28 protein-coding genes and 1 riboswitch are annotated in these 24,134 nt (G+C 38.6%); of the genes, 13 read left to right on the forward strand and 15 right to left on the reverse strand.

The features are described 5' to 3' along the window. Positions 1-103: 103 nt before the first annotated feature. From J671_RS12100 to panD, 4 genes are all read left to right on the forward strand, one after another. Complete coding sequence (locus J671_RS12100; protein WP_031982366.1) at positions 104-1,054, forward strand: ribose-phosphate pyrophosphokinase; 951 nt, start codon at positions 104-106, stop codon at positions 1,052-1,054. A gap of 98 nt (positions 1,055-1,152) precedes the next feature. Next, positions 1,153-1,449 (forward strand): 50S ribosomal protein L25, encoded by a 297-nt coding sequence (gene rplY, locus J671_RS12105; protein ID WP_002050375.1) that lies wholly within the window; start codon positions 1,153-1,155, stop codon positions 1,447-1,449. Between the two features lie 20 nt (positions 1,450-1,469). Further along, on the forward strand, positions 1,470-2,051 hold the full coding sequence (pth, locus tag J671_RS12110; RefSeq protein ID WP_004888501.1) for an aminoacyl-tRNA hydrolase: 582 nt from the start codon (positions 1,470-1,472) through the stop codon (positions 2,049-2,051). A 130-nt stretch (positions 2,052-2,181) separates the two neighbouring features. Beyond that, positions 2,182-2,562 carry an aspartate 1-decarboxylase gene (gene panD, locus J671_RS12115; protein WP_005129474.1) on the forward strand — a complete coding sequence of 127 codons (381 nt, stop codon included), beginning with the start codon at positions 2,182-2,184 and terminating at the stop codon, positions 2,560-2,562. A gap of 52 nt (positions 2,563-2,614) precedes the next feature. On the opposite strand, the gene J671_RS12120 is transcribed toward panD, so the two are convergent. Together J671_RS12120 and J671_RS12125 are read right to left on the reverse strand one after the other, a co-directional pair. Beyond that, positions 2,615-3,175: a GDYXXLXY domain-containing protein gene (locus J671_RS12120; RefSeq protein WP_031982367.1), complete on the reverse strand. Its 561-nt coding sequence runs from the start codon at positions 3,173-3,175 to the stop codon at positions 2,615-2,617. After that, positions 3,175-4,956, reverse strand: coding sequence for a DUF2157 domain-containing protein (locus tag J671_RS12125; RefSeq protein ID WP_031982369.1), 1,782 nt, complete (start codon positions 4,954-4,956; stop codon positions 3,175-3,177). Before J671_RS12125 ends, J671_RS12120 begins: the two co-directional genes overlap by 1 nt. A 176-nt stretch (positions 4,957-5,132) precedes the next feature. Continuing rightward, positions 5,133-5,283: riboswitch (FMN riboswitch) on the forward strand. Between the two features lie 90 nt (positions 5,284-5,373). Between J671_RS12125 and ribB the strand changes: the two genes are divergently transcribed. After that, complete coding sequence (ribB, locus tag J671_RS12130) at positions 5,374-6,033, forward strand: 3,4-dihydroxy-2-butanone-4-phosphate synthase (RefSeq protein ID WP_006581105.1); 660 nt, start codon at positions 5,374-5,376, stop codon at positions 6,031-6,033. A gap of 59 nt (positions 6,034-6,092) precedes the next feature. On the opposite strand, the gene J671_RS12135 is transcribed toward ribB, so the two are convergent. Continuing rightward, complete coding sequence (locus J671_RS12135; protein ID WP_006581106.1) at positions 6,093-6,767, reverse strand: HAD-IA family hydrolase; 675 nt, start codon at positions 6,765-6,767, stop codon at positions 6,093-6,095. A 97-nt stretch (positions 6,768-6,864) separates the two neighbouring features. Between J671_RS12135 and J671_RS12140 the strand changes: the two genes are divergently transcribed. Further along, complete coding sequence (locus J671_RS12140; protein WP_006581107.1) at positions 6,865-7,632, forward strand: hydroxymethylpyrimidine/phosphomethylpyrimidine kinase; 768 nt, start codon at positions 6,865-6,867, stop codon at positions 7,630-7,632. Positions 7,633-7,677: 45 nt separating this feature from the next. Here J671_RS12140 and lysM read toward each other — a convergent pair whose 3' ends face one another. The 6 genes from lysM to J671_RS12170 all read right to left on the reverse strand — a co-directional run bounded on the left by lysM (position 7,678) and on the right by J671_RS12170 (position 11,351). Continuing rightward, positions 7,678-8,151 carry a peptidoglycan-binding protein LysM gene (lysM, locus tag J671_RS12145; RefSeq protein WP_002050305.1) on the reverse strand — a complete coding sequence of 158 codons (474 nt, stop codon included), beginning with the start codon at positions 8,149-8,151 and terminating at the stop codon, positions 7,678-7,680. Between the two features lie 188 nt (positions 8,152-8,339). Next, on the reverse strand, positions 8,340-8,576 hold the full coding sequence (gene acpP / locus J671_RS12150; RefSeq protein ID WP_001279871.1) for an acyl carrier protein: 237 nt from the start codon (positions 8,574-8,576) through the stop codon (positions 8,340-8,342). Positions 8,577-8,660: 84 nt separating this feature from the next. Further along, on the reverse strand, positions 8,661-9,395 hold the full coding sequence (gene fabG, locus J671_RS12155) for a 3-oxoacyl-ACP reductase FabG (protein WP_006581108.1): 735 nt from the start codon (positions 9,393-9,395) through the stop codon (positions 8,661-8,663). Beyond that, positions 9,392-10,378 (reverse strand): ACP S-malonyltransferase, encoded by a 987-nt coding sequence (fabD, locus tag J671_RS12160; protein WP_001274818.1) that lies wholly within the window; start codon positions 10,376-10,378, stop codon positions 9,392-9,394. Before fabD ends, fabG begins: the two co-directional genes overlap by 4 nt. Positions 10,379-10,530: 152 nt before the next feature. Further along, positions 10,531-10,716 carry a 50S ribosomal protein L32 gene (rpmF, locus tag J671_RS12165; protein ID WP_000290730.1) on the reverse strand — a complete coding sequence of 62 codons (186 nt, stop codon included), beginning with the start codon at positions 10,714-10,716 and terminating at the stop codon, positions 10,531-10,533. 74 nt (positions 10,717-10,790) lie between these two features. Continuing rightward, on the reverse strand, positions 10,791-11,351 hold the full coding sequence (locus J671_RS12170; protein WP_002050389.1) for a YceD family protein: 561 nt from the start codon (positions 11,349-11,351) through the stop codon (positions 10,791-10,793). A gap of 96 nt (positions 11,352-11,447) precedes the next feature. Between J671_RS12170 and J671_RS12175 the strand changes: the two genes are divergently transcribed. From J671_RS12175 to rluB, 5 genes are all read left to right on the forward strand, one after another. Continuing rightward, on the forward strand, positions 11,448-12,110 hold the full coding sequence (locus J671_RS12175) for an elongation factor P hydroxylase (RefSeq protein WP_006581109.1): 663 nt from the start codon (positions 11,448-11,450) through the stop codon (positions 12,108-12,110). A gap of 89 nt (positions 12,111-12,199) precedes the next feature. Beyond that, positions 12,200-12,817 carry an L-threonylcarbamoyladenylate synthase gene (locus tag J671_RS12180; RefSeq protein ID WP_002050309.1) on the forward strand — a complete coding sequence of 206 codons (618 nt, stop codon included), beginning with the start codon at positions 12,200-12,202 and terminating at the stop codon, positions 12,815-12,817. 226 nt (positions 12,818-13,043) lie between these two features. Next, a complete protein-coding gene (locus tag J671_RS12185) occupies positions 13,044-13,835 on the forward strand; it encodes a segregation and condensation protein A (protein WP_006581110.1) in 792 nt (263 codons plus the stop codon). Further along, complete coding sequence (scpB, locus tag J671_RS12190) at positions 13,832-14,425, forward strand: SMC-Scp complex subunit ScpB (RefSeq protein ID WP_002050325.1); 594 nt, start codon at positions 13,832-13,834, stop codon at positions 14,423-14,425. The genes J671_RS12185 and scpB overlap by 4 nt, the downstream gene beginning before the upstream one ends. 41 nt (positions 14,426-14,466) lie before the next feature. Next, complete coding sequence (rluB, locus tag J671_RS12195; RefSeq protein ID WP_006581111.1) at positions 14,467-15,390, forward strand: 23S rRNA pseudouridine(2605) synthase RluB; 924 nt, start codon at positions 14,467-14,469, stop codon at positions 15,388-15,390. A 62-nt stretch (positions 15,391-15,452) separates the two neighbouring features. Here rluB and bioD read toward each other — a convergent pair whose 3' ends face one another. The 5 genes from bioD to J671_RS12220 all read right to left on the reverse strand — a co-directional run bounded on the left by bioD (position 15,453) and on the right by J671_RS12220 (position 20,108). Next, positions 15,453-16,097: a dethiobiotin synthase gene (gene bioD / locus J671_RS12200; RefSeq protein WP_002050388.1), complete on the reverse strand. Its 645-nt coding sequence runs from the start codon at positions 16,095-16,097 to the stop codon at positions 15,453-15,455. Then, positions 16,098-16,847 carry a malonyl-ACP O-methyltransferase BioC gene (bioC, locus tag J671_RS12205; protein ID WP_031982371.1) on the reverse strand — a complete coding sequence of 250 codons (750 nt, stop codon included), beginning with the start codon at positions 16,845-16,847 and terminating at the stop codon, positions 16,098-16,100. It lies immediately after the preceding gene. Continuing rightward, positions 16,844-18,001 carry an 8-amino-7-oxononanoate synthase gene (locus J671_RS12210; RefSeq protein WP_031982372.1) on the reverse strand — a complete coding sequence of 386 codons (1,158 nt, stop codon included), beginning with the start codon at positions 17,999-18,001 and terminating at the stop codon, positions 16,844-16,846. The genes bioC and J671_RS12210 overlap by 4 nt, the downstream gene beginning before the upstream one ends. Position 18,002: 1 nt before the next feature. Continuing rightward, complete coding sequence (gene bioA, locus J671_RS12215; protein ID WP_006581113.1) at positions 18,003-19,283, reverse strand: adenosylmethionine--8-amino-7-oxononanoate transaminase; 1,281 nt, start codon at positions 19,281-19,283, stop codon at positions 18,003-18,005. A 90-nt stretch (positions 19,284-19,373) separates the two neighbouring features. Then, the gene (locus tag J671_RS12220; protein WP_031982374.1) at positions 19,374-20,108 is read right to left on the reverse strand and encodes a hydrolase; all 735 of its coding nucleotides are present in this window, start codon (positions 20,106-20,108) and stop codon (positions 19,374-19,376) included. Between the two features lie 354 nt (positions 20,109-20,462). Between J671_RS12220 and otsB the strand changes: the two genes are divergently transcribed. Both otsB and J671_RS12230 read left to right on the forward strand, forming a co-directional pair. Then, the gene (gene otsB, locus J671_RS12225; protein ID WP_031982375.1) at positions 20,463-21,314 is read left to right on the forward strand and encodes a trehalose-phosphatase; all 852 of its coding nucleotides are present in this window, start codon (positions 20,463-20,465) and stop codon (positions 21,312-21,314) included. Continuing rightward, positions 21,302-22,732: an alpha,alpha-trehalose-phosphate synthase (UDP-forming) gene (locus tag J671_RS12230; protein ID WP_031982376.1), complete on the forward strand. Its 1,431-nt coding sequence runs from the start codon at positions 21,302-21,304 to the stop codon at positions 22,730-22,732. Before otsB ends, J671_RS12230 begins: the two co-directional genes overlap by 13 nt. Before the next feature lie 67 nt (positions 22,733-22,799). Here the strand turns inward: J671_RS12230 and J671_RS12235 are convergent, their stop codons facing one another. After that, on the reverse strand, positions 22,800-23,993 hold the full coding sequence (locus J671_RS12235) for an MFS transporter (RefSeq protein ID WP_002050338.1): 1,194 nt from the start codon (positions 23,991-23,993) through the stop codon (positions 22,800-22,802). Between the last annotated feature and the right edge of the window lie 141 nt (positions 23,994-24,134).

Raw genomic sequence — 24,134 nt, forward strand, 5'->3', positions numbered from 1 at the left:
CGCCAAGTGGTAAGGCAGCGGGTTTTGATCTCGCCATCCGTTGGTTCGAATCCAGCCGCCCCTGCCATCTATTTCATTACATACCAACCGCCAAGGGTGCTTCATGCCCAATCTTGTCGTTTTTAGTGGAAATGCTCATCCACAGTTCGCTCAAAAAGTCGTAAGTCACTTACATATCCCTCTAGGTGCTGCATCAGTCGGTCACTTTTCTGATGGAGAAATTTCAGTAGAAATTACTGAAAATGTTCGTGGTAAAGACGTATTTATCGTTCAGCCTACTTGTGCGCCTACCAATGATAACCTTATGGAAATCTTGGTTATGGCAGATGCTTTGCGTCGTGCAAGTGCTGGTCGTATTACCGCTGTTATTCCTTATTTTGGTTATGCTCGCCAAGACCGTCGTCCACGTTCTGCACGTGTGCCGATTACAGCTAAAGTTGTTGCAGACATGCTTACCACTGTTGGTATTGATCGTGTCGTAATGATTGATTTACATGCTGACCAAATCCAAGGTTTCTTCGATATTCCAGTCGACAACATCTACGGTACTCCTGCTTTGCTTGCTGACTTACGTCAACAACAACATGATAACCTTATGGTGGTTTCTCCTGACGTTGGTGGTGTAGTACGTGCTCGTGCTGTTGCCAAACATATGGGTGACATCGATTTAGCAATTATCGACAAACGTCGTCAAAAAGCCAACGAATCGCAAGTTATGCATTTGATTGGTGATGTAAAAGATCGTGATTGCGTTATTGTAGATGACATGGTTGATACTGCTGGTACATTGTGTAAAGCAGCTGATGCACTTAAGCAATTTGGTGCACGTCGTGTTGTTGCATATGCAACTCACCCTGTACTTTCAGGTAAAGCAATTGAGAACTTACGTAACTCAGTAATTGATGAGTTAGTCGTAACTGACACAATTCCTCTTTCTGAAGAAGCATTGAACTTGGGCAAAATCCGTCAAGTTTCTGTTGCTAGCATGGTTGCTGAAACGATTCGTCGTATTAATAACGAAGAGTCTATCAGCGCGATGTTCGATAGTTTATAATATTGCAGCTTTTTCTTAACCCTGGCCTTGGCTGGGGTTTTCTATCACTAAACTGGTCGCAAGTTTAGTTTATTTAATCTTTAATGAGGATTTATCTCATGGCAAACTTCGTATTCAACGCTCAAGCGCGTGCTGAAGACAAACAAGGGAAAGGTGCGAGCCGCCGCCTTCGTCGCGAATCTTTAGTTCCAGCTATCATCTACGGTGGTAACGCTGAACCTGTAAGTGTTACTTTAGAACTTCGTGAGCTTGTAAAAGCTTTAGAAAGCAATGCTTTCTTTGAAGAAGTTGTAGAAATCAAAGTGGGCGATAAAGTTGAAAACGTTAAAATCCAAGCGTTACAACGTCACCCATCTAAAAACACTCCTATGCACGCTGACTTCAAACGCGCATAAGTGTTTAAAGGCGTAAATTAGTGTCAAATATTTCGCTAATTGTTGGTTTGGGCAATCCTGGTTCAGAATATGCCCAAACCCGCCATAATGCAGGTTTTTGGTTCGTTGAACAGCTTGCAGATAAATATGGCATTACATTAAAAAATGATCCAAAATTTCACGGAATTAGTGGTCGTGGTAATATAGAAGGGCACGATGTTCGTTTACTTCTCCCAACGACTTATATGAATCGTTCCGGACAAAGTGTTGTTCCTTTCTCAAAGTTCTATCAAATTGCTCCTGAAGCAATTTTGATTGCTCATGATGAACTTGATATGAACCCTGGTGTAATTCGTCTTAAAACAGGCGGTGGTCACGGCGGTCATAACGGTTTACGTGATATTGTCCCACATATTGGCCCAAATTTTCATCGTTTACGAATTGGTATTGGACATCCAGGTTCAAAAGAAAGAGTTTCTGGCCATGTACTCGGAAAAGCGCCAAGTAGTGAACAAAGCCTGATGGATGGAGCAATTGATCACGCTCTTTCTAAAATGAAGTTACTTGTTCAAGGACAAGTATCACAGGCCATGAACCAAATTAATGCGTATAAACCAGCTTAAATTGTTGAACAATCAAGCTTGCTATCTTGCTTTTTTAGGAGCAAAATGCGCATCAGCCACATTGCCAGAACGGCAAAGGCAAAAGATTTCACTATAAGATCTTCTTAGGTCTACTCAGGAGACGCTAGCCATGCTATCTCGTTTATTAAAATGCAAAATTCACCGTGCAGTTGTAACCCATGCTGAACTTCACTATGAAGGTTCTTGTGCAATTGATGGCGTATTAATGGATTTAGCTGGTATTCGTGAATACGAAGAAATCCACGTTTGGAACGTAACTAATGGCAAGCGCTTCACAACTTACGCGATTCGTGGTGAAGATAACTCTGGCATTATTTCAGTAAATGGTGGTGCTGCTCACCAAGCAGATGTTGGCGATCTTGTAATTATTGCTACGTTTGGTGATTTCACTGAAGCTGAAGCAAATACTCACAAACCACGTTTGGTATATGCAAACCCAGACAATACAGTCAATCACACAGCGAACTGCATTCCTGTGCAAGTTGCCTAATTAAAGATTTAAAAGTAAAAAAGCCCGTAAATACGGGCTTTTTTATACGCCTTTATAAACTTCTAGCAGTCCCCTTCCACCAACTGTGCTGTTGCTTACAGTTTAAAGGCTGTAGCTCTTCTCCACGTAAATCAAATAAAATCGCCTCTCCTTTTGTATTTACTTTAAATTCAGCATACTTTGCTTTCCCATAACATTGAGCTAGACCTTCGGCAAATAAGAAGCTTCGAGAAGCTGGATATAAAGCCTGTAAACGATTTTCAGGATTTTTTAAAATTAAACGCTGTCCAGTAAATGAATTCTGAGTATCTAAAATGGTACGAACTACTCGATTTTGTGAATCTAAAATAACTTTTGCTGGAACAGAAGCATGATTAAAAATCACTTGATCTAAAGCCTCACTTTCACTTCCCGAAAGCGCTTTGAGAGATTGTAAATTTAATTCATATGCGAGCGCCATATAGTCCCCCTGTAAAATAGAGCGAGGGTCAACCGGCTTAAGCTTAATAAAAATACTTTTACCCTGATACAGGTGCCATTCATTTTTCGCAACCAAACCTGCAAAAAATAATACAGTGGCTACTGCAAGCATAAGGGAGAAATACTTTTTCATTACTTTTCCCCCTCAATAAAATTGCTTTTAGCTTCCTTCAGAAGCAATCCATATAAAGCCAACAATATAATTCCTGACACTAAGATTGATGCACTTTTAGCTAAAAAACTTAATTGTAAACTGTAATAAAGTTGCCAAAGCACAAAGGTAAATACTATGAGCGTAACACCATAAACAATGCGATCTTGATTTTTTAAAGCCCATGTCAAAATTACAAATAGAATGAATACATCAAAATAGCCGAGTGCAATAAGTGCTATGCCAAAAATTAAAAAAGCAACGAAAGTGATAGCTTGAAGCTGCCTATATAAATAGAAAAGGCTAAAGCACAATAACCATAGACTTGGAAAAATATAGATAAACCATAATGGCTGATCAGCAGAATCAATCAACGCAAGCCCCATAAAATTGTCAAAGAATGAGCTCACAAAAATGACGCTAAGTACAGATAAAAAAATACTCCGCTCATACCGTAAAACCGCTTTACTCCCTATCAGTAGTATCAAGCTAAAAATCAAATAGTTAAGTAAAGTTAAATTGAAATAAGTTTGAGTAGAATGTACCGACCACAGTGAATGGTCTAGTTGCAGTATGTAGATAAATGCTATGCCATAAGTTGCGAGCATTTGAATTAAAACAAAGAACCAATGAGGCTTAAGAAAATAACTGACGCATAGAATAAAAATCTGGGCAATCAATACCCATAAAATTTGATTTGTTTCAGAACCAAGATGAAATAAAAAAGCAGTCTGTCCACTCACAAATAAACAATATGCAAATTGCCGAATGAAATAGCTTTGCGATTTTGTTAGTAAAGTTATAGCTATAGCAACAAAGATGATTCCAATAACTAAGGAAATAGTTTCCCAAAATACTAAAGTAAATGCTGCAAGTGCTAAGCCAGCAAGCCAAGCACCAATTGCTAAAGGAATGATATAAAAACGGCTTTGGCGAAAAATTCTTATTAAGAAATAACTAATGAGTGCAAACCAAATAAAAATAATGCCCGCAATCAATAAGAAAATGAATTCATTAGAATCTTTAAATAGATAATTAATACCATCAAAAAGCCATATTGTAGCTGTCACGCCAAGAATAGCAGCCATTAAACTGGCACATAGCTGATCATTCTTTTTGAAGAAATAATAAAAAGCAATAATTCCTAGTAAGAACGCCGAGATCAGATAGGGTAAATTTTCACTTGATAAGAATTGAATCATCCCTGTTATTGAAATAACAGCAAACCAAGCAATAAAAACAAAACGTAAGGCTATATATTTCTTTTGACAGATCCAGAACTGTACAAGACTTAATAAATTTAGAGCAAAAAGATAAAGATAAGGAAACTTTTCTGCCCAGAAAGTCTGTTTAAAAAATAAAAATAGGGCGAGTTGGCTTGTAATACAAATTAAAGCAAAGATTCCAATATTTGGTCGATATAGCCACGGCAATAAAAGCAAAGTCCAAATCAAGAAAAGTAAATAACTGTCTGCACCAGTTTGATAAACTTGTCCAATTACAGCCAAACTCAAACCGATCATTAAGCCGCAAGTACCATGTAAAGTCTGCCGTATTCCCTCGCTTAAGGTATCTTTTATGCTCACCCAAGCTATGACAAGCAATATAACAGGTGGAATGATGAGTTGAATGCTATCAGGAAGCATCAACCAATTAGCAGCAATTAAGTACAGAATACTGAGCGCCATAAATACATAACTGAAAATATGGAGATGCTGAATAAATAAAGTATTCCTAAATGGATAATAGTCTCTTATCTGCATGAAACACCTGTTTTATTTATAATTTTCTATAAAAAAACATAGCATTCCCTTTTAAAGCCAACAAGTAAGCGCTTGTTAAAAACCTATTTCGATTTATGAAAATACTTATTCATAATGAGACTTAGCATTCTACAAAAGCATCTAGCCAATTTTGCCAAGCGCGCTATAATAAAACCCATCGCTTCAGGGCGGGGTGTAATTCCCCACCGGTGGTAAAGTTAATTTTCATATATAAATTAACAAGCCCACGAGCTTAAATTGTGTAATTTGAGCAGATTTGGTGAAACTCCAAAGCCGACGGTATAGTCCGGATGAAAGAAGACGACGAACTGGGATAAATCCGTTTTATTTCAGTGCCAGCCTGTTTTTACATCAGTCCTGAAATGTTCAACCGTATTTTTACGAGAGCGTTTCATTATGTCTAGCTTAATTCAACCAGAACTTTTTTTCTCAGCCCTCTCTCCTGCAGAACAGCGCATTCAACAAGCATTAGAAGATATCCGTCAAGGTAAACCTGTATTGGTGATGGATGACTTTGATCGTGAAAATGAAGCAGATTTAATTGTTGCAGCCGAAACCCTAACTGTTGAGACCATGGCACGTATGATTCGTGATGGCTCAGGTATTGTATGTTTATGCCTGACAGAAGAATTAGCAGATCATTTAGATCTTCCACCAATGGTTTCTCAAAACTCAAGTCAGTTTCACACTGCATTTACAGTGACCATTGAAGCTGCTCAAGGTGTTACCACTGGTGTTTCTGCAAAAGACCGTGTAACAACGATTAAAACTGCAATTAAAGATGGTGCTGTTGCAAGTGACTTAAATCGTCCTGGTCACGTTTTCCCATTACGTGCACGTAATGGCGGCGTGCTTACTCGACGTGGTCATACTGAGGGAACAATTGATTTAGCAAGATTAGCGGGTTTAAAACCTGCTGGTGTGTTATGTGAATTAACTAATCCGGATGGCACTATGGCATCAGGCATTCAAGTTTTGGCTTATGCGCAAACTCATCATTTAACTGTGATTACGATTGAAGAACTTGTTCAATATCGCCAACAACACGGTGTTTAAATAAAAAAAGGTTTGGCTTTATATCAAAGCCAAACCTTTAAATTAAAACTTACTTATATTTAAGAAACTTTCTTTTGTGCTGCCACTTCTTCAACATAGTCCAAGAGTTCAGAGAATTGATTAATCATTGCTTTTGGCTGTGCTTGAGCAAGTTCCTCTGCTGTTCCATAACCATAAGTCACAGCTACCGCCTCAATACCATTGTGGCGAGCACCTAAAATATCATATTGACGATCACCCACCATTAAACACTCTTCTGGATTTAATTGCTCACGTTCAAGAATATAATGGATAAGCTCAGCTTTATTGGTGCGTTCACCCGTTAATTCACTGCCATAAATATGTACAAAATACTGGCTTAATTCAAAATGGTCTAAAATTCGTTTTGCATAAATCGTTGGTTTAGCAGTAGCAACGAACAAACGATATCCTTCTGCTTTTAAAGCTTTAAGGGTTTCTGCAACAGATGGATATACTTCATTTTCAAATAAGCCAATCACCGAAAAACGCTCACGGTAAGCAAGTAAAGCTTGCTCAGCTAGAGCATCATCTTGGGTAGCTAATAATTTTGCTAATGATGCTTTTAATGGCGGTCCAATTGTCCAATCAATATTTAAATCGGCAGCTAAAGGATAACCAAGCTTCTCCATTGCATAACGAATTGATGTATGGATGCCAACTTTAGGGTCTGTTAAGGTTCCATCTAAATCAATCAAAATATGTTTTATAGCCATTCAATCACTAACCCAGTAAAGTATTTAATTCAATTGGTCGAGAGTTTAATTAAACTCTCTTATACTAACGTAAATTTAAATTGAAAAGGAAATAACCGTGCGTCCAACCGTACTTTGTTTCTCGGGTTTAGACCCTTCAGGTGGTGCAGGTTTACAAGCCGATATTGAAGCGATTGGACAAAGTGGTGCCCATGCAGCAATTGCGTGTACAGCTCTTACCATTCAAAACTCACAACAAGTATTTGGCTTTGAAGCAACCTCAAAAGAACTATTATTAGCCCAAGCAAATGCTGTTGTAGGCGATTTACCGATTAAATGTGTTAAGTCCGGCATGCTTGGCACAACAGATAATATTGCGGCTCTAGCCGAATTTTTACGTGCCCATCCTGACTATCAGTATGTATTAGACCCAGTATTAGTTGCTAATAGCGGTGGTTCTTTAGGAGATCAGGCAACTTTAGTTAAAGCATTTGTTGAGCTGATTCCCCTAGCGACACTTATTACGCCAAATACAGTTGAATTACGTGCATTAACAGGTATTGATGACTTAGAAGAAGCGACTCACAAGCTCTTTGAAATGGGTGCTAAAGCTGTATTAGTAAAGGGGGGACATGAAGATACCCCTAACTTCATTAAAAATAGTTTATATATTGATGGTGAACTTGCAGCGAGTAGTACTTGCCCTCGCCTTGAAGGTGAATATCATGGCTCAGGGTGTTCATTAGCAAGTTTTATTGCAGGTCGCTTAGCTTTAGGTGATTCTCTAAAAATTGCAGTACAGCATGCAGAAACATGGTTGTTTGGTGTTTTAAAAAATGCCGAAACACCTGTACCTAATGGACAAAAGATTCCAAAACGATTTTAACAACCAAATAAAAAGGCGCTTAAAGCGCCTTTTTATTTATTCCAATTACTGTGGAATACGTAAAACTTGCCCAGGGAAAATCTCATCCGGATCTTTGAGCATTGGTTTATTTGCTTCAAAGATTTTCGGATACTGGTTGGCATCACCATAAAACTCTTTCGCAATTTTTGAAAGATTATCACCAGATTTTACCGTATAAAATTTGCTTTCCGGTTCAGGCGTAGCAACGGTCATCTGGTCATCTACATGTGCAACATGATCGACGTTACCAACAATAAGAATAATCTTTTCTTTATCCGCTTGGCTTTGTACTTGACCATTAATAGTCGCAGTATCAGTTGAACCATTATATGTTACAGATAAGCCTTCCACCCCGAGGCCTAAACTTTTAATTAATCCTAATAATTTATTCGCTACTTCTTGTGCAGAAGGTTCTGCTGGCGTTGCTGGAGCTGGTTGTGGTTCTGCTGGTGCGGTATTTTTCTTACCAATACCTTTTACAAAATCAAAAAGACCCATTTTTAGTCCTCATCTTATTGTTTATAGTAAAGTCATTAAACTGACCCTTATTGTTATACTTGAAAAAAGAGACACCTCTGCTATCAATTGAGGTTGATCTTGTAAAAATATGTATCTCTCTCAATTATTTTACTCAAATAAAAAAAGCCACCTTACGGTGGCCTTCTTTTTAATCAGCAATATGCGAATTAACCAAGTTTTTTAGTTACATAGTCAATTGCAGATTGAACTGTAGTGATTTCGTTTGAATCTTCATCAGGGATAGTGATGTCGAAGTCATTTTCGAAAGACATAACAAGTTCAACTAAATCTAAAGAGTCAGCACCCAAGTCATCCATGAAAGATGCTTCGTTTTTAATCTCTTCAGCTTTAAGACCAAGTTGTTCTGCAACCGCTTGTTTAACGCGTTGTTCGATATCGCTCACAGGAATTCTCCTCATTGCTTGTGGCGTTTGATTTGCCACTAGTTTAATTGAATATAAAAATTTTTAAAAGTTTATACATCGGCGTTAGGCCATGTATAAACCACCATTTACATGTAATACCGTACCGGTAATGTAACCTGCTTTATCACTTGCAAGGAAACTCACCGCATTTGCGATATCTTGTGGCTCACCTAAGCGATTTAAAGCCACTTGATCACTCATTTTTTTGCGAATGTCTTCACTAAGTGCATCTGTCATTTCTGTTGCAATAAAACCTGGTGCCACACTGTTTACAGTGATTTGGCGGCTACCCATCTCTTTTGCAAGACTACGGCTAAATGCTTCAATACCTGCTTTAGCAGCAGAATAGTTCGCTTGGCCTGGGTTTGCAAAATGAGCTACAACAGAACTGATATTAATAATGCGACCAAAACGCGCTTTCGTCATACCCTTAAGCACGCGTTTAGATAAACGATAAACGGCTTTAAGGTGGATATTGAGGATGTCATCCCAATCATCTTCAGACATACGAAGCAACAAATTGTCTTTCGTAATACCTGCATTGTTAACGAGAACAAGTACAGGACCATAGTTCTGTTCAATATGAGATACGACTGCTTCAATCTCATTGAGATTGCGCACATCGAGAGCCAAACCTGTACCTTGCTCACCAAAGCTATCAGTTAGCTTTTGTGCACCAGATTCAGAAGTCGCAGTACCTACGACAAAATAACCGTCTTGAATAAGTTGCTGGGCAATTGCAGCGCCAATGCCCCGACTCGCGCCCGTTACTAATGCAACTTTGCGTTCTTGTGTCATGCAATTTTTCCTTCTGCCACTAAAACAGCATTTAGGGCATCTTCCATTTTGCTCTTACTATCAATAGAAAAAGCTTTTTCAATATTTGGTAAACGCTTTGCGAGATTACTCAATACTGTACCTGGGCCACACTCAACAATGTACTGAATACCTTGGTCTTGAAGAGACTGCATGGTACGAGTCCATTGTACAGACTGGTACAATTGTGCTGTTAAAGCCTGACGTAATTGAGCAACATCGGTAGCAATTCCCGCGTTGACATTTTGTATTACAGGAATGGTAGGTAGCTCAATGGCAGTTTGTTCCAAAGCTTCTGCAAATTTTTCTGCTGCCGGCTTCATCAATGAACAATGCGATGGAACAGAAACCGGTAAAGCAATTGCTTTAGCAGATTGTTCTTTTGCAAGTGCCATAACTTGCTGTACAGATGCAGTACTACCAGCAATCACAACTTGACCTTGTGAATTATAGTTTGCTGCTTCAACTGAACCTTGACCTGATGCACTCACGCTCTGGCACAATTCAACTACTTTATCATCAGCTAAACCAAGAATAGCAGCCATAGCGCCTTCCCCTTGAGGAACAGCATTTTGCATGAGTTTTCCACGCAAATTAACTAATTTAACTGCATCCGCCAAACTCATTGAACCTGCTGCAACTAAAGCGCTGTATTCACCTAAAGAGTGACCTGCAAGGTATTTAGGGGCTAAACCACCTAAATCTAACCATAAACGCCATAAAGCAATACTGGCAGTTAATAATACAGGTTGGGTATTTTCTGTTTGGTCTAAACCTTCACCACTTTGTGCAATGTGCCAAAGATCAAATCCTAGCGCGTCTGAAGCTTCGGCAAAAGTTTGCCCAACTCCACTAAACTGTTCTGCGAGTTCAGCGAGCATACCAACTTTTTGTGAACCTTGACCTGGAAACACAAATGCAGTTTTTGTGGCTAAAGCTACTTGTTCAAGACGTTTAGCAGACATAAGAAATCCTTTTTGGGTTTTCACTCATTTCTCTGGAACGGAAATTTAACATTTAATTTGTATATTTATAATTGCGAAAAACAACAAAAAAAGGGAGCTTTCGCTCCCATTTTTTCTATACTTAAGCATCACGCTTAATGCATATCATGCAATTATTCAGCATCAGCTGCTTTAGCGAATAATTGGCGACCACGGTAGAAACCGTCTTTAGTCACGTGGTGACGACGATGAGTTTCACCAGTTGCTTGGTCTACTGTTAATGCATTCTCGGTTAAAGCGTCATGTGAACGGCGCATGTCACGGCGAGAGCGACTTTTACGGTTTTGCTGAACGGCCATGATGGCTCCTTACAAAGATCGAAAAAATGGATCAGAACAAATTCAGTTGTCTTATCTCATAATCATAACACAAATTATGAGTTAAGTTTACCCTTCAAACCTGCCAAAACATCAAACGGGTTATCCCGTTTCTCTTCGACAACGTTCTGAATGGTAGGTTGATGTTTATGTTCACAAGCATCATGCTTGGGAGATAAAGGCATCAACAATAACAGTTCATCTTCTAGTAATGCGAGTAAGTTGATCGAAGCAGGTGTATCAAAATCACCTTTTGTCGAAGACTCACTTTCACCTAAAACGATGAAATCAGCATCCTCATCCAAGCGCTCTATCAGTGACTCATCATCTACAAGTGCAATATGAAAGTCAGAAACAATTGGCATTTCAACAGGTTCCAAACAACGTTGGCACTCCATTGGAACTTTTGTTTCCATGTGACCATCTAACCACACAATGCGATGATAGGCATCCATTGATAGCTTACAGTCTATGTTGATCAATTGGTTATCAATTGATCCAACAGCTTCACGAGCAATACGAGCAAGACGAGACAATGGCAGTTGACCTGACCATGTAAAGCCTTGTTCAGCCCATTTAAACGGCTCAATCTGTGCCGGAAAGGTATTTGCTGACATAATTAATGCGGCAATTCTACAAATTCATCGGTACTCTGTCAAAGATTAAGATACAATTTTGTACTTCTTTAGACAGAACTCGGGGTAAATTAAGCAATGCACCTGTTGCAGCCGCAACCTGAAGTTAACACTTCATTACTCGTTTGCACCCATTCAACTCACCAAAACACTCTTTTACCTGACGTGGTGCAACTCTCACCATGGCCAAGCTCAAAATTAGAGTCTGAGCAAGTTGATTGGCTTATTTTACACTTTAATCACTGGTTTTCCCACCATAATGTGACATTAGTTCGTGGAGAATTTGAACCAGAATATTTCCCAGCAAATGAACATGAGCCAGCTAAAATCCAATTTGCTCATGGTTTTTTCAATAGCGCTTTGCATGAAATTAGCCATTGGACAATTGCAGGTGCAAAACGACGTCTGTTGCCCGATTTAGGTTATTGGTATGCGCCAGATGGCCGAACTAAAGAACAGCAGGATTTATTTGAACAAGTAGAAATTAAACCTCAAGCCATTGAATGGTTATTTGCCCAATCTTTTGGCAGAAAATTTAGAGTATCTCTAGATAACCTGACAGGTGATGGCGGAGATGGCAAAAAGTTTAAAGATAATGTTTATATCCAAGTTCAACGTTACTTTTCTGGTGAAGCTAAACTACCTGTTGATGCAGCAAGATTCATTGAATGTATTTGCCAATGTACACGATCAGGTACAGCGTTACAATTAGATGAATTTAAACGTGAACTCCTTGATTAAATGACAAAAAAACTACGTAAGTTACTTGCTTCCGAAGTTTGAAAAGTCTAATACTATTTTTAATAATGGCGTGATGGAGTCTCTAAAATATGCTGCATTTACATGTACATCCTGAAAATCCACAGCAACGCCTCATTGATCAAGCAGTTGAGCGTATTCGTGCAGGCGATGTTGTGGTCTACCCGACCGATGCTGCCTATGCAATCGGATGTCAGATTGGTAATAAAAATGCGATGGAACGTATTGCCCAGATTCGTGATTTAGGCCCTAAGCATCAATACGCAATTATGTGTTGTGATTTATCAGATATCGCGACTTATGCAAAAGTTGATAATGCGACGTATCGGTTATTAAAAGCAAATACCCCTGCCATTACGACTTTCATTTTACCTGCAACAAGTGAAGTTCCACGCAGGTTAATGCATCCTAAAAAGAAAACGATTGGTTTACGCATTCCAAGTAACCCGATTTGTCAGGCTTTATTAAAAGAACTTGGTGAGCCTTTACTTACAAGTACATTAATTTTACCCGGACAAGAAGACCCACTTGATGATCCTTACGATATTGAAAGTCAGTTGTCTAAACGTATTGATGTCTTTATCGATGGTGGTTTTGGTACTTTAACAACAACTAGTATTGTTGATTTATCGGGTGAACATCCGGAAATTATACGTCACGGTGCTGGAGATGTAAGTGCTTTCGAATAAGCACTTACTCTCCTTTTTACCAATAGTTAAAAAAAAAAGTATTATCAAGAAAAAAAATACTCTTTATTTAGTTTGGATTTTTTTTACACTTTAGTCGTTAAGCAATTTATTAAAAGCCACAATTCCTTTAGAATGTTTTTCACTATCTGCTGTTCTTCTGCTACAGCTCTTATTGACTTGAAAACAAGTCTCATGCTTTTGAAAATTCGCGTGGCTTATAATCGTAATGAACCAATCACTTCATCAATCCATGGAAGACGTTCCACACATCCGTGTTTTAGATGAGTGGCACGACACAATTCCTGAAGATCTTTATATTCCTCCGGCTGCTTTTGAGATTTTACTCGAACAGTTTGAAGGACCACTCGACTTTTTAATTTATCTGATTCAGAAAAACGGTTTTGATCTCATCCAGCTCGATATTGCACCTATTGCAACTCAATATTTGGCTTATATGGATAGTATGAAATCCTTAAATATTGAGTTGACTGCCGACTATATGGTTATGGCTGCTCTATTGGCTGATTTGAAATCTCGCTTACTCTTACCTAAACCTACAGTAGTGAGTATCGAAAAAGATCCTAAACAGGATCTTATTGATCGACTTGAAACTTATTTACGCATTAAACAAGCGGCTGAACGTTTAGGTCAAATGCCAGTTCTTGACCGTGATACATTTAGTGCCAATGTAAGCTTAGGTCATATCGCGCCTGTTTATGAAGGTTATGATGTTTCAGCATTACATGACGCTTTGTTTTGCGTATTTAATCGTCCTGAACCCGTAACACACACAATTGCGCAAGAGCCTGTACTGTTAGAAGAACGTATTGCTTATATTGAAGAGAAATTAGAGTCAGGCGACGTGTTAAGTTTTAAAGAATTACTTAATCCCCAACAAGGCCGTATGGGAATGGTTGTAACTTTTATGGCTGTTTTAGAATTGACCCGACAACAAAAGATTAAAATTATTGCTACAGGTATTGAAGCTCCATTGGCTATTCAAGGGTCTGCGGCATGAGTTTTGAACAAAATAATAATGATTTGTCATTAGCTGACATTCATCACGAAGTTTTATTGCAACTTGAAGCGATTATTTTTGCCAGTGAAGCACCTGTTTCGATTGCTCGTTTAAAAGAAGCTTTTAATAATCAATATAACAAACAACAGCTTCGTCAGCTTTTACAACAACTTGCCCTCTTACAACATGGCCGCTCTATTGAGTTGATTGAAACCGCGCAAGGCTTTCGTTTTCAGGTAAGATCCAAATATCGCAATATTATTGCGCAGATTTGGCCAGAGCGACCAACAAAACTGTCGCCATCTTTACTAGAAACCTTGGCTGTCATTGCGTATCATCAACCAGTCACGCGTGCTGATATTGAACAAATTCGTGGTGTATCTAATAATAGTCAGATTCTCAGAACGCTATTTGACTGGAACTGGATTAAAGAAGCCGGTTTTAGAGATTTACCCGGAAGACCTGCGTTGCTAATTACAACGCCTCAATTTCTGAATGCTTTTGGTCTAGCCTCTTTAGGCCAATTGCCTCCCCTACAGAACGCCAAGGAAGCATTTATGGCTCTCGATGCGAATGCACCGAAATCATAAAGAGGTGGACTGTTGATCATTATGTCTAAGGTTGTGCTGTCATGAGTGAAAAATTGCAAAAAGTATTAGCGCGAATCGGATTAGGTTCTCGCCGATATATGGAAGAGGTTATTGCCGCAGGACGCGTGAGTGTAAACGGCCGCGTTGCCCAAGTGGGTGAGCGCATTGAACCAGGCGATGAATTACGCATTGATGGCCGTAAAGTTCAGTTCCAGATCGAAGATGAAATTCGTCGTCGTGTACTGATTTATTATAAACCAGAGGGTGAGATCTGTTCACGTAATGACCCAGAAAAACGCCCAACTGTATTTGATCATTTGCCACAAATTGCAAATGACCGTTGGGTAATGGTAGGTCGTCTGGATATTAACAGTACAGGTTTATTACTATTTACAAACGATGGTGAGCTTGCTAACCGCTTAATGCACCCGTCTAATGAAATTGAACGTGAATACGCTGTACGTGTAATGGGTGAAGTAACACCACAATTACGCCAAAACATGGTCAATGGTGTAGAGCTTGAAGATGGCCCAGCCAAGTTCGAATCTTTCTCTGAAATTGGTGGTGAAGGTATTAACCGCTGGTATCAAGTTGTAGTGAAAGAAGGCCGTAACCGTGAGGTTCGCCGTATTTTCGAATCGCAAGGTCTTAAAGTAAGCCGCTTATTACGTACTCGCTACGGTACTGTTATTTTACCACGCGAATTACGTACTGGTCGTTGGATGGAACTCGATAAAACTGATATCGACAACTTAGCTAAATCTGTTGAGTTGAAACCACGTCAAGGTACAGGTTTATTTGGTATGGCAAAACGTCGTACTGACCGTATGACCGAAAAACCAATGGCAGCACGTCGTGGTGGTTATTTACGTCAACAACGTCGTGATGATGAAAAAGAAGCACCAACTAACACAGGTAATCAGCGTAAATCGACTGGTTTTAACCGTGGATTTAAAAAGTTCTAAGTAAAACTTTTAAATCAAAAAAACCGCTCACTTTAGAGCGGTTTTTTATTATTTAATTTCAATTAATTCATTTTTGCTAGTTCAATCCACTCAGCTTCTGGAAAATGAATAGCTAAATAGTTCTTTAAATAATTTGAAGTATCCTGCGAAATTAATGGATCTTTTGATTCATCTTTTAAGTTATAAACCAAAGCTTTTAATTTCAGACCGCGTGACTTAAGTGCCTCGAGACTAAGCAAAGTATGGTTAATACTTCCTAGACGACCAGATGTCACTAAAATAACAGGAAACTGATGCTGAGCAACATAATCAATGGTGAGTAAACTGGTGGTTAAGGGCACCATTAAGCCACCCGCCCCTTCTAATAATACAATTTCAAAACGCTCAGCTAATGTTTGAGTCGCATTTTCAATTTTTTGAAAATCGATTTCTCGATTATCAAGACGTGTTGCTAAATGAGGTGAAGCAGGATAACTAAAGATTTCGGGCATAGTCAGCTTATCGTGATCTTCTTGAAACCAACCTTGCCCCATAATTTCACGATGCTTTTCAATATCTTCAGAAATATCAGCATTACCTGTTTGAATGAGTTTTTGGGTAATTACTTTTTTACCCTGCTCAGTCCATAATTTTGCTAAAAAACCTGTCGCGTAGGTTTTACCAATTTCGGTATCAATCCCACTGACAAAATAGATCTGACCACTCATTTACTTCATTCTCCGGGCAATACAATAAATTGGGTGATATGTTAGGGCATATCCCTCGGCGTGCTTATACCGATCATAATCTTGATAAAACTGCTGTAAAGTTTGCTTGGTCCAACGGTGCTGCGCTGTCGCTGTTACACCAGTCGCTTTTAAATGTTGTAATACAGCTTTAGGTAAATCGAAATAGAGCTGAGTTTCTGACTCAGATAGATACAGAACTTCAAAACCAGCCTGAGTTAAGGCACTGTTCCAACTTTCAAGATTCCAATAATTTAAACCTTGTCCGGTTAGCTCTTTAATTTCAATTAGGTTCTTAGGGCCAAATGTTGAAAAGCATAGCCAACCACTGTCAGTTAAAACATCATTACAACGCTTCAGCAAAAGCGGCAAATTCTGCATCCATTGCAAGGCAGAACCTGAAACAATCATATCGAGCTGCTGAGGGAGTTCTAAGGTTTCAACATCTCCAATTAACCATTTTAAATGCTCTTCATGATTGAAGTGCTCCTGCACCTCTGAGTACAGATCATTCAAAATTAAATCTTCAATTTGAAAAGCTTCAACAAGCAGACGAGTTAAATTGCCAGAACCACAACCAATTTCAAAAACACGTCGTATCTTACTTGGGCAAAACTGCTTGAGTAAGCTTGTTAAATTTTGACAAATTTGTTTTTGAACAACTGCGTGCTCTGAATAGCTTTGACCTGCTTTAGCAAAACGCTCGGCAACTAAATTTTTATTCAGACTCACAGAAAACTCACCAGTGCTTCAAGCTCGTGTTGCTCGACCATTGACGTTAAAGAAATACGTAAACGCGAACTATTTTTAGGTACGGTTGGTGGGCGTACAGGCATGGCATAAAAACCACTTTCCTGAACCTGCTTCGCCTTATCGATAGCAGCCTGACTTTCTCCCACAATCACTGGAATAATATGGCTGGGCGATGGACTCAAATAACCCTTTTGTACCACTGCTTGTTGAAGATATTGGCTAATATTTTTTAAGTGTTCACGCTGAGGTTGAGCCACTAATACTTTTTGAAAAATAAAATTTGCCCAAGCCATAACAATCGGAGGTTGAGCGGTACTAAAAATAAGCGGGCGCATTTTATTAATGAGATAATCTTTAATAATTGGATGGCAAATAATATAACCACCGACTGCTGCTAATGCTTTACCTAGGGTACCAACTAGAAAATCAATTTCCTGAATTACATTATATTGTTCAGCACACCCTAAACCTTGCTGTCCACGTACGCCAATTGAATGTGCCTCATCGACATAAAGCATGGTTTTACCAAAACGTTTTTTAAGCTGGACTAAAGCGGTTAAATCCGTTTCATCACCATCCATACTAAAAATACTTTCCGTGACCACAATGATTCGTTCAATCTTGTCATCATCATGATACTTTTGTAGAAGCTGTTCTAAGTGCTGTAAATCATTATGTCGATACCGCACATACTGGGCACCAGACAAACGGATCCCATCAATCATACTGGCATGAACTAACTTATCTGCCAAAATTAAAGTTTTACTATCAGCAACAGCGGGCAAAATACCAATATTCATATGGTAGCCACTATTGAATAACAGAGCTGCCCGTCCACCAAATGCTTGGCTTAGGCTATTTTCCAACTGTTCATATTCATCAAAATTACCTGTCAATAAACGGGCCGATGAAGAACTAAAATAGCTGCGTTCTAACGGTAAGCTATCTAAAAACTCTTGGCGAAGATTAATATCAGCCGCCAGTCCAAGATAGTCATTTGAAGCTAAGTTGAGCATTGTTTTATTTTTAATTGTAATAAAACGACCATGCTGCACATTTTGGGTAAATTGTCTGAAGTTACCTTGTTGTTTTAACTCATCTAACTCGGTAGCAAAATGATCGAGCAATGACATTTTAATGTGCCCCCTGCATCGTTTTAACTACTTCAACCAACTGTTCAAGCAAGTCACTTAACTCTTGTTGAGTAATAACATAAGGTGGCATCACATAAACCAGTTTGCCAAAAGGACGAATCCAGATTCCACGCTCTACAAATTGTTGCTGTAAAGTTTTCATATCGACATTAAAGGTGAGTTCTACCACACCAATTGCACCGAGCACTCTTACATCAGCAACATAATCAAGCTGGCTTAAAGGTGCTAGATATTGGCTAAGCTGTTGCTCAATTCGCTTAATATTGGCCTGCCAATCTTGCTCAATTAATAATTGCGTACTTTTTAAAGCAACGGCACAAGCGAGTGGATTGGCCATAAAAGTTGGGCCGTGCATAAATACCCCAGCCTCACCGCGACTAATGGTTTCAGCAACATGCTTTGTCGTTAAAGTCGCAGACAAAGTCATATAGCCACCAGTTAACCCTTTACCTAGGCACATAATATCTGGCTCGACTTGCGCATGTTCCCAAGCAAAAAGCTTACCTGTACGACCAAAACCAGTAGCAATTTCATCGAAAATTAACAACAGATGATATTGTTCACAAAGCGCTTTAGCCTGACGTAAATATTCAGGATGATAAAAGCGCATGCCCCCTGCACCTTGAACAATCGGCTCAATAATGAGTGCAGCAAGGTTTTCATGATTTTGCTGAATGGCTTGCTCTAGCTCGGCAATATCTTTTTGGTTCCATTCTTCATTAAATTTAGTTTGTGGTGCTGCTACAAAAAGACGATTCGGTAAGCTGGTACCAAAAATCTGATGCATACCTGTCACAGGATCACACACAGACATCGCATTCCATGTATCGCCGTGGTAACCGGACCGTGTGGTAATAAAGTTTGTTTTTTGTGGTTTTCCCTGTGCTGTCCAGAATTGCACAGCCATTTTTAAAGCAACCTCAACAGCGACCGAACCTGAATCTGCATAGAAAATTTTATCGAGACTTGGTGGGGTAATTTTTAAAAGAATTTTACCAAGCTCAATAGCAGGATCGTGAGTCAAACCACCGAACATGATATGTGACATGTTTTGTAGTTGATCGGTCACTGCTTGATTAAGTTCAGGGTGGTTATAACCATGTATTGCACACCACCAAGACGACATACCATCAATTAAAGTTCTACCATCATCAAGTTCAATCGTTGCCCCATAGGCACGCTTCACTTTAAATGTGGGTAAAGGTTGGGTCATTGAAGTATATGGATGCCAAATATGTTCCAAATCAAAATTATCGGTCATCCTCTATACCCTTTTACAGCAATCAAATCTTTCATTTAACACATGTTAAACCTGTTAAGAATGAAAGAAAATTGCGAGATCAACCAAAGCTTATGAACTTTGCTGATGAATTATTAAAAATTGGCAGATTTCTTCAATTGTTCTTTCAGCCTGCAAGTAAGGAAAAGCGTGCGTAGCGTCTTTTAGCAACTTATAAGTCATGTTTTCTGTAGCGAAATCCTTAAAATTCTCGATAATTTTGCAAGGAATGACATTATCTTGCTCAGCAAACAGGTGAAGCTGTAGACCTGGATAATTTTTCAAGTTACCTACCAAGTTTAACTGTTCTAACATTTTTAAACCGTCTACCAGTATTTCCTGTGCGGGTGGATTTGCGATGTTTTGTACGCTCATCCAATCTTGTTTCGCTTGAGATGAGCCAAGTGTAATCAAATAATAAAAACGCTTTAAAGTGGCTTGTGGGGTCTGTAAAAAAGACCCTTTAAATTGACTAAATACATCAGCAGGCATTGCGGTTTGCCAATTATCATGAGCAACAAAACAAGGATTCGACGCGAGCGTAATTAATATTTTTGTTTGCCCTGTTTGCTTGTAAAAAATATCAACCAGTTGAGTTGCTAACTGCCCACCTAAGGACCAGCCTATTACCACATTAACTTCAGCCACTAAATCAAGCCGTGCTTGAAAGCTACTATCTAAAACATTAAAAATATTAATCAGTTGTGTGTCATAGCCAAATTTATTTAAACCTAATTTTAACGATTGCAGAGGTTCTATACCTACTCCCCACCCTGTAATCAATAAAATTTTATTTTGTAACTTCATATGCCTATCCACAGTCAACTTTAGGAAGATTATATATGAAGTTCAATTCTAAATATCTTTTAAAATCAACAGAACACTTGAATTTCAAAAAGTAAAATCAGTCATTTATAGTAGATAAATATTCTGAAATATATTGATATACAAGAGCTAAAATATTCATATGAAATATACAAAAATTTAATTATCTAAACATTGAAGCAAATCAAAAAACAACATAATCCACACTTCCCCCATAAATCCATTGTGCAATGTAATTAATGTTAATAGTTATGTTTTTTTATTAAAAAAAATGACTCATCAATTCACTTTAATGTTAGAAGATTAATTAATGATCAAAATAATGGGCGGATTAATATGAATACTCAAAGTGAAATATCTGACGGGAGAGAAAAAGATACATATTTTGTTACACCCAACGATATTATAAACACCTTACCTGTAGATAAAAATTATTGTTTATTTCTGGATATTGATGGAACATTAGCTCCATTTCAAATTCATCCTGAGCATAGTTTTATACCTAATACTACATTAGAAGTTATAAAAAAAATTATTGAATTAAATATACCAGTGATTGCTGTAACAGGACGTGATGTTGAAACAGCTAATAAGTTATTTCAGTCTATTGAAATTCCTATAGCTGGCTTACATGGTTTAGATATTTATTTTGATTCCGACAATTATATTCGTCCAGATTTAAGCAATATTAATTTCAAAAAATTAAAAGAAGATATTATAAAATCTTGTGAAAAATATCCCGATTTATTAATTGAGGATAAAGGATATTCTATTGCTTTACATTATCGAAAAAAACCAGAATTAGAAGATAATGCATTTTATATTATGCAACAAATTAAATATTTCTATCCTCAATTAAAATTAAATAAAGGTAAATTTGTCATTGAGTTATTACCTAAACAGGCAGATAAAGGTAAAGCAATTCAAACAATATTAGACCATCTTAATTTACCATTAATTCACCCAATATTTATTGGAGATGATTTAACGGATGAATCGGGTTTCACTTTTATTAATCAACAATTTGGTACTTCAATTAAAGTAGGTTCTGGTGAAACAGAAGCTCAATATAGATTAAAAGATATTAACAGCGTTTCTAATTTTCTTTTTTTCTTTCTAGAAAAAATCAAAAAGTTATACGTCAAAAATAGTCAAGATCAGAATGGAGAACAAATATGTCTAAATTAATCGTGTTATCGAATCGAATAAGTATGCCATCAGGTAAGGCCTCAGCAGGTGGCCTTGCAGTAGCTGTACAAGACGCATTAAATGACAGTAACGGTATTTGGTTAGGCTGGAACGGTCAGCAAATTACCGATACTGAAGCGCCTGAATTCGATCAGGCATATTCTCATGGAATTGACTACATTACCTGCCCTCTTACACATCAGCAATATGCACAGTACTACTGCGGTTTTGCTAACAAAGTTTTATGGCCTGCCATGCATGATCGAGATGAACTGATCGAATATGATGCTGAAGAATATAATACTTACCAAAGGGTTAACCGTTTATTTGCTGAAAAATTAAAAGAGACTGCTCAGCCTGATGATCTGATTTGGGTACATGACTATCACTTTTTTAGTGTAGCTCGTCATTGCCGCGAATTAGGTATGCAAAATAAAATCGGTTTCTTTTTGCATATTCCTTTCGCAAGCTTAAACATTTGGCGCAAAATTCCAGTTGCACTGCAGTTGGTACAAGACCTTTGCCAATATGATGTAGTTGGCCTACAAACCCAAGCCGATCAAAACACCTGTATGCAAACGTGTATGGGCTTACTTGAAGCTCAAAAAATACTAAGTGACCGAATCAGCTATAAAAAACGTCAAGTACTCATAAAGTCCTACCCTATTGGCGTGCAACCAGAACTTATTCAGCGCCAAGCACAACAGGCATTTCATACTCCCTATGTATTTAACTTTGAAGATATACCACGTCAAAAAACCATTATTGGCGTTGACCGGATTGATTATTCAAAAGGTCTGCTTGAACGCTTCAATGCATTTGCGACCTTCTTGGAAACTAACCCTGAATATCATGGACTGGTACGCCACCTTCAAGTTGCAACACCTTCACGTACAGATATTCCGGCTTATCAACGCTTATACCAACGATTTAAAACCAAGTTAGAACTGATTAATGAAGAGTTTGCTCACGAAGACTGGCGTCCAATTGATTGTTGCTACGACACTGTTCAACATGACAGTCTCATGCATATTTATCGTCGCTCTGATATTTGCTGGATTAGCTCATTACGGGATGGTATGAACTTGGTCGCAAAAGAATATATTGCGGCTCAAGATCCAGAGAACCCAGGTGTGCTGATCTTATCTAAATATGCCGGTGCTGCTGAGCAAATGACTCAGGCCTTAATTGTTGACCCATTAGATCGGGCAGCGATGATGGATACTCTAAAAACCGCTCTAGAGATGTCTAAAGCTGAACGTATTAATCGTTATGAACAGTTAATAGAAGGTCTGGCAGCCACTGACCTTAGCGATTGGAGAAATAATTTCTTGAAAGATCTTGAAAATGCTCCAACCTTTACGAAGACTAAGTTGTCATTACAAGACAAGTATCAACCCACTTATCATGTTTTGTAATGATTTAAGCTTATAGAACATCGAGAAGTTTTTCTCGATGTTCTATCGATTGGTAAATTGACTTAAGTTATTTTGCCTTTACAAGAGTAAAGCGATTGAGTATGGCAATCATAGTTAATAAAACCGCTACCCCAGATAACACTGTGGTTAGACTGGTCCACTGGCCAATCAAGCCAATTAAGGCGGGACCACTTAATGAACCTGTATAAGCAATCGTTGACACTAAAGATAGTGCCGCAGCCTTCGGCATATCATTTTGGCGTCCAACACGAGAGAACATGACTGGTACAATATTAGAACAGCCTAAACCCAAAAGTGCATAACCCAATACGACAACTTGCCAAACAGGTGCCATCACAATAGTAACCATAGCAAGGGCTGCAACAATTGCACTATAAGTCACAATAGTTTTCTCACCCCATTGTTTTAACAAGAGATGCCCTGCAAAACGACCACTTGTCATACTAAGCGCGAAGAAAGTATAGGCCAGCCCAGCAAAAGCAGGGTTAAGATGATATTTACTGGTCAAATAAATACCACCCCAGTCCATTGCTGCACCTTCTGACAAGAAAGCAATAAAACACATCATTCCAATCAACAGGATCGCACCATTCGGACGCGAAGTTTTTTTAGGTGCGTCAGTTATTTCAGCTGCACCTTGTTCATCTTGCTCAAATGTTGTTAAAGCAGATGGAATAGCAACAAAGCTCACGACCATTAAAATCATGACCACAGATAGCGTACTCATGAGTGGTGAAAGGCCAATTGCTAGTAGCGTGGTGACGAGCATGGCGCCTATTAAACCACCAAGGCTGCACATACCATGGAAACTAGACATGAGCGCACGTAAGCTGTGTTTTTCCACCACAACTGCCTGCAAATTAATAGCTACGCCAAGGCTGCCTGCTGCTGTACCAAAAATAAATAACGCCACAGCCATCGATACAAGACTATGCCAGATCGTTAAACTTGGTAGTAACACCATTAAGAGTATGGTCGCCACAGCAATTAATGGACGACATCCCCAACGCTTAACTAAAGCCCCTGTCGCAGGCATAGCAATCATTGAGCCGATTCCCATACAAAGCAGCAATAAACCAAAATTTGCATGATTTAGGTTTAAACGTTGCTGTGCATACGGAATGAGTGGTGCCCAAGCAGATATCGCAAAGCCCAAGCTAAAAAAGCTAAGACGAGTTGCTAATCGTTGTGTGCTTAAGAGAGTAGCTGTATCTAAAACAGCAGGTTTGGAAAATAACATATACGCGAAGCTCACCATAAAACCATTGGCGATCCATACCAACCGATTCCCCATAGAAAAACCCCTGCCTTATTAAGTTCCAGGCAAGGGTTTTTGTTGGCGAAATTATATCCAATTCCACAAAAAAAACATGGGGTCTGA

It is taken from the genome of Acinetobacter sp. 1130196 (genome assembly GCF_000588095.1).
GTDB classification, from domain to species: domain Bacteria; phylum Pseudomonadota; class Gammaproteobacteria; order Pseudomonadales; family Moraxellaceae; genus Acinetobacter; species Acinetobacter nosocomialis.